This is a genomic window from Mesorhizobium sp. M7A.F.Ca.CA.004.04.2.1 (assembly GCF_004022825.1).
Classification (GTDB): Bacteria; Pseudomonadota; Alphaproteobacteria; order Rhizobiales; family Rhizobiaceae; genus Mesorhizobium.
Genome location: NZ_RZPH01001346.1, coordinates 1 through 1,264 on the forward strand (window position 1 = coordinate 1; position 1,264 = coordinate 1,264).

Genomic DNA, 1,264 nt, shown 5'->3' on the forward strand with positions numbered 1-1,264 from the left:
TTCTGGGGGGTCGCTGCTTTCGCCATCGTCTTTACCCTTTTTCGTCCTTTGTTTCTCACGCGGTCCAGTCGCGGGTCGATGACCCGCGAACCACGCCTAGAGCGCCTCGGCGCCCGAAATGATTTCGATCAGTTCCTTGGTGATCTGCGCCTGCCGCTGGCGATTGTAGGTGATCGACAGCTTGTTGATCATGTCGCCGGCGTTGCGCGTCGCATTGTCCATGGCGCTCATCTTGGCGCCCATTTCGCCGGCCACGTTTTCGAGCAGCGCCCGGAAAACCTGCACGGAGATGTTGCGCGGAATGAGGTCGGAGAGGATTTCGCCCGGCTCCGGCTCATATTCGTAGACGGCGTTGCCGCCATCAATCGCCTCGGCAGGAGCCGAAGCAATGCCGGCCGGAATGATCTGCTGCGCGGTCGGGATCTGGCTGATCACCGACTTGAACTGCGAATAGAACAGCGTGCAGATGTCGAAGCCGCCTTCGTTGAAGAGGTGGATGACCTTCTTGGCGATGGCATCGGCATTGACGAAGCCGAGTGTCTTGACCTCGCGCAGGTCGACTCGGTCGATGATCATCGACGCGTAGTCGCGGCGCAGGATGTCGAAACCCTTCTTGCCGACGCAGATGATCTTGACCTGCTTGCCGTCGGCCAAAAGCTTGCGGATATGGTCGCGGGCAAGGCGGGCGATCTGCGAATTGAAGCCGCCGCACAGGCCGCGCTCGGCGGTGCAGACGACGAGCAGATGCACGTCATCCTTGCCGGTGCCGGTCATCAGCGCCGGGGCATCGCCGCCGCCGCCGATTGCCTGGGTTATGTTGGCCAGCACGGAACCCATGCGCTCCGAATAGGGGCGCGCCGCTTCCGCAGCCTCTTGCGCACGGCGCAGCTTCGCCGCGGCGACCATCTGCATCGCCTTGGTGATCTTCTGCGTCGCCTTGACCGAGGCGATACGGTTACGAAGGTCTTTTAATGAAGGCATGCTTCAAACCTGATCCCGTCTTGCAATTCGCTCAGGCGAAGGTCTTGGCGAAAGCGTCGATCTCGGCCTTCAGCTTGGCGCGCAGATCGTCCGACAGCGCCTTTTCCTTGCGGATGGCTTCGAGGACGTCCTTGCCGGCCGAACGCATGTGGCTGAGCAGGCCATGCTCGAACTTGCCGACCTGGTTGACCGGCAGCTTGTCGAGATAGCCGTTGACGCCGGCGAAGATCACCGCGACCTGCTCTTCCGTCTTCAGCGGCGAGAACTGCGGCTGCTTCAGGAG

At 61.6% G+C, this 1,264-nt stretch carries 1 protein-coding gene and 1 pseudogene; both read right to left on the reverse strand.

The annotated features are described in order from the left end of the window. Positions 1-96 precede the first annotated feature (96 nt). The gene (locus EN893_RS34440; RefSeq protein WP_127267284.1) at positions 97-981 is read right to left on the reverse strand and encodes a F0F1 ATP synthase subunit gamma; all 885 of its coding nucleotides are present in this window, start codon (positions 979-981) and stop codon (positions 97-99) included. 31 nt (positions 982-1,012) lie between these two features. Then, positions 1,013-1,264, reverse strand: a pseudogene (locus EN893_RS34445) (F0F1 ATP synthase subunit alpha); the annotation flags it as partial.

Excerpts from the sequence above, each read along its gene's own strand:
- EN893_RS34440 (WP_127267284.1), bottom strand. The coding sequence starts at position 981 with ATGCCTTCATTAAAAGACCTTCGTAACCGTATCGCCTCGGTCAAGGCG.